This is a genomic window from Syntrophomonas sp. UBA5494 (assembly GCF_002426325.1).
The window spans coordinates 2,882-7,252 of record NZ_DIPG01000125.1 but is presented as its reverse complement, the minus strand read 5'-3'; the positions used below and the strand labels follow the sequence as shown (position 1 = coordinate 7,252).

The following is a 4,371-nucleotide window of genomic DNA, read 5'->3' as shown; positions in this document are numbered from 1 at the left end:
ACTGTTTTTCTTAATCACAACGAGTTGGCCACTTTGATCTGTTCGCCCGGCGGCCTTCAGGAACTGACCGTAGGATTTCTGCTTAGTGAAGGAATCCTTAAAGAACCTTCGGACATTGAAGATATCCGTTTAAGGGAAGACGATGGCTTATTGTGGATTGAGACCACTCAACCGGTGAGCCAAACCGATAATTTCTTGCGCCGGCACATTGCAAGCTGCTGCGGTAAAGGCCGGGCAGGACTCTATTTCATAAACGACGCCCGCCAATTACAGAAAGTTAAATCTGACTGGCGTCTGCCGGTCAAACAGATCATATCCCTGATGGCCGAACTGGAGGAGAGAGCCGAGTCGTTCCGTATAACCGGAGGAGTTCACAGCGCCGCCCTCGCCGATGAGTCGGGGATAATAGTCCATTATGAAGATATCGGACGGCACAATGCGGTTGATAAGGTATTGGGCTACGCTTTTTTGAACGATATTTCCCCTCATAATAAATGTCTGCTCTTAAGCGGCCGGGTGGCATCGGAAATACTGATAAAGGCTGCCCGGGGAAATATACCCATAATTCTGTCGCGTGCGGCTCCTACCGAATTGACTCTGGAACTGGCTGAAGAGCTGGACCTTTGCGTAGTGGGTTTCGCACGGGGAGAAAGGCTCACGGTTTACACTCACCTGGAAAAGATCATCCTTGACTGACCCTTTTTCCCAAACAACCTGACCCTGATTTTAGTTAAAAGAAATCAGGGTTATTTTTTTAAAACACTAGTAAAACTATAGGGTATATGATATATTGACAATCAGATAGCTTTAGCTGGACTGTCCGGATACTACAGGGGGCTTCTTAAGGCAGTATTCGGCTGACTCAGAGGAAGAAGGGATATTTTGATGAGACTATCAACAAAAGGCAGGTATGGTCTTAGAGCCATGCTGGATATAGCTCAAAAACAAGAATCTGGACCGGTGGCTATTCATACCATAGCTGAACGGCAGAATATTTCTGGAAGATATCTCGAGCAGTTGTTAATTCCTTTGAAACAAGCGGGACTGGTTAAAAGTGTTCGAGGCGCTCAGGGCGGCTATATTCTGGGTAAAACTCCTGCCCAAATCACTGTCGGGGATATCATTCGCATTCTTGAAGGGCCTATTGCTCCGGTGGATTGTGTCAGCGAGGTCAACCCCGATGAATGCATCCGCGCCGAGAAATGTGTGACCCGGCAGGTATGGTCGCGTTTAAGAGATTCCATATCCAATATTTTAGATTCATATACCCTGGAAGATTTGGTGAACGAATCATTGGTCGATCAAATTGTATCTGACAACGATCCGAAAAATTTAAAAAATCAGAGGTGAAGGCAATGAGAGAAATTTATATGGACCATAGCGCTACTACTCCGGTTGACCGTCAGGTTTTCGAAGCCATGATACCCTTTTTAACGCACGAATACGGCAATCCATCCAGCGTGCACACCAAGGGCCGGGCAGCTAAAAAAGCTCTTGAAAATGCCCGCGAACAGGTAGCGGCCTTGATCAACGCCAACCCTCGTGAAATATTCTTTACCAGCGGCGGCACCGAGGCTGACAACCAGGCTATTGTTTCCTATGTGAACAGCAATGTTAAAAAAGGCAAACATATCATAACCTCGGCCATTGAACATCATGCTGTACTGGATACTTGCGAGCATCTTCATAAGAACGGTTTCGAATTAACGGTTTTGCCTGTCAATTCAGCAGGTTTAGTTGAACCGGAAGTTCTAAAGAAAGCCCTCCGGCCAGAGACGACACTGGTGACGATTATGCATGCCAACAATGAAATCGGCACGGTGCAACCGATAAAAGAGCTGGCCTCTATAGCCCATCAAGCCGGAGCCGCCTTTCATACCGACGCTGTGCAGACCATAGGCAAGCTTCCGCTGGATGTTGAAGATCTCGGCATCGATATGCTCTCCGCCTCGAGTCATAAACTGTACGGTCCCAAGGGAGTGGGGTGCTTATATATCAAAAAGGGCGTTAAACTTGGCAATCTGCTGTACGGCGGACCGCAGGAAAACAAAATGCGGGCCGGTACTGAAAATATACCGGGAATCGTGGGGTTCGGCCAGGCCGCTCAGCTGGCCCGGGAAAGAATGGATGAAATCTCCGCCTACCTCAATAAACTGGGCGGCAGACTTCGCGAGGGCATACTCGCCAGCATACCGGATACAATTGTCACCGGCGATTTGCACCACAGAGTACCGGGAAGCGTAAGCGTATGCTTCAAATTCGTGGAAGGGGAGTCCATACTCTTGATGCTTGACAGCTACGGAATCATGGCTTCGAGCGGATCTGCCTGCACCTCCGGTTCTCTTGACCCGTCTCATGTACTGCTGGCAATAGGGCTGCCGCATGAAATAGCCCATGGTTCGCTGCGTTTGACCCTGGGCAAAGATAATACTGAAGCAGATGTGGATTTTGTGCTTGAAGTTTTACCTAAGATAATCGGTAATCTGCGTCAAATGTCGCCATTATACAGCAAAGGGGGAAGCAACTGATGTATTCTGAAAAAGTTATGGATCACTTTATGAACCCGCGAAATGTCGGCTCACTGAAATGCGCCGACGGGGTGGGTGAAGTAGGAAATCCGGTTTGCGGAGATATAATGCACATTGAGATCAAAGTAAAGGATGACATTATTGAGGATGTCAAGTTTAAAACCTTCGGCTGTGCTGCTGCCATAGCGACCAGCAGCATGGTGACAGAAATGGTAAAAGGCAAGACTCTGGAGGAAGCCGAGCGCATCACCAACCGTACGGTTGCCGAGGCTTTGGATGGTTTGCCCCCGGTTAAGATGCACTGTTCCAATTTGGCCGCTGATGCCCTGCACCGCGCTATTAAGGATTATATTGCGCGCCACCGGGAGAGTGCCAAATAAAGAAAGCAAAGGATTGCTTAGATAATTCATTTACCTCCTAATTTTTACTTGAAACACTAGCGAAAAACTAGTATTATAAATATAGTAATCATATACGATTAATAGGATTTAAGGTTTTGAGGAGGAATTAAAGTGAGTGAAAGGCAGTACAGGTTTGATACATTACAGGTCCACGCCGGTCAAAAACCCGACCCTGCCACCGGGTCGCGCGCTGTGCCAATTTACCAGACGACATCGTATGTATTTAAAGACGCCGACCACGCGGCCCGGCTTTTTGCTTTGCAGGAAGCGGGAAACATTTATACCCGGATTATGAACCCGACTACCGACGTTTTCGAACAGAGACTGGCGGCCCTGGAAGGTGGGGTGGCGGCTCTGGGCCTGGCTTCTGGTTCCGCAGCGGTTACATATTCAATTATGAACATAGCTGGCGCCGGTGATGAGATAGTGGCTGCCAGTACTCTCTACGGCGGAACCTATAATCTGTTCCTATATACCTTGCCCAAGTACGGAATCAAGACGGTATTTGTCGATCCTGACGATCCCGAAAATTTCAGGTCAGCCATAAATGAAAAGACTAAAGCGGTCTTTATTGAGAGCATCGGTAATCCCGGGATAAATATTATCGATATTGAAACGGTGGCCCGGATAGCTCACGATAATGGTCTGCCTTTAATTATAGACAATACTTTTGCCACCCCTTATCTATTGCGTCCTATAGAGTATGGAGCCGATATTGTGGTGCACTCGGCCACCAAATTCATCGGCGGGCACGGCAGCTCTATAGGCGGAGCCATCGTTGACGGCGGCAAGTTTGATTGGATCGGCAGCAGGCGTTTCCCGGGCCTGACCGAGCCGGACCCGAGTTATCACGGGGTTAGATATGCCATCGATGTGGGTGCTCCGGCTTATGTGGCCAAAACCAGGGTGCAGCTGCTGAGGGATACCGGCGCTGCCTTGAGTCCATTTAATTCATTTCTTTTCCTGCAGGGTCTGGAGAGCTTGTCTTTAAGGGTGGAGCGTCATGTCGGCAATGCCCTTAAAATAGCGGCATGGCTGAATGATCATCCTCTGGTTGCCTGGGTTAATTATCCCAGCCTGCCCGGCAACAAATACTATGATCTGGCGCAGAAATATCTGCCCCGGGGGGCCGGTTCAATCTTTACATTTGGCATCAAGGGCGATATAGATAAAGCCAAACGGTTTATCAATAATCTGGAACTTTTCTCTAATTTGGCCAACGTTGCCGACGCCAAGTCACTGGTAATTCATCCCGCCACTACGACCCACTCGCAGCTCAGCGAAGAGGATCAAAAACTGGCCGGGGTGACCCCCGATCAAATAAGGTTATCAATCGGGATTGAAGATGTGGAAGACCTGATTTTTGACCTGGACAATGCCCTGAAAATTGCAGTAGGGGAATAACAGCAGCTCTGCCGAGATCATAATTTAAACAAAAATCA

General features: G+C 48.4%; 5 protein-coding genes. All 5 read left to right on the top strand.

Features of this window, described 5'->3' with window-relative positions; translation table 11 throughout:
- Window positions 1-696, top strand: a 696-nt coding sequence (gene fdhD, locus B3W37_RS13960) for a formate dehydrogenase accessory sulfurtransferase FdhD (protein ID WP_483176165.1), incomplete at its 5' end; no start/stop codon positions are given.
- 189 nt (window positions 697-885) lie between these two features.
- Entirely contained in the window at window positions 886-1,350 is a 465-nt protein-coding gene (locus B3W37_RS13955; RefSeq protein WP_483170012.1) for an RrF2 family transcriptional regulator, read from the top strand.
- A 5-nt stretch (window positions 1,351-1,355) separates the two neighbouring features.
- Entirely contained in the window at window positions 1,356-2,528 is a 1,173-nt protein-coding gene (gene nifS, locus B3W37_RS13950) for a cysteine desulfurase NifS (protein WP_483170011.1), read from the top strand.
- Window positions 2,528-2,908: a Fe-S cluster assembly scaffold protein NifU gene (nifU, locus tag B3W37_RS13945; RefSeq protein ID WP_481039244.1), complete on the top strand. Its 381-nt coding sequence runs from the start codon at window positions 2,528-2,530 to the stop codon at window positions 2,906-2,908. Before nifS ends, nifU begins: the two co-directional genes overlap by 1 nt.
- 132 nt (window positions 2,909-3,040) lie before the next feature.
- On the top strand, window positions 3,041-4,333 hold the full coding sequence (locus tag B3W37_RS13940) for an O-acetylhomoserine aminocarboxypropyltransferase/cysteine synthase family protein (RefSeq protein WP_483176164.1): 1,293 nt from the start codon (window positions 3,041-3,043) through the stop codon (window positions 4,331-4,333).
- Window positions 4,334-4,371: the final 38 nt, after the last annotated feature.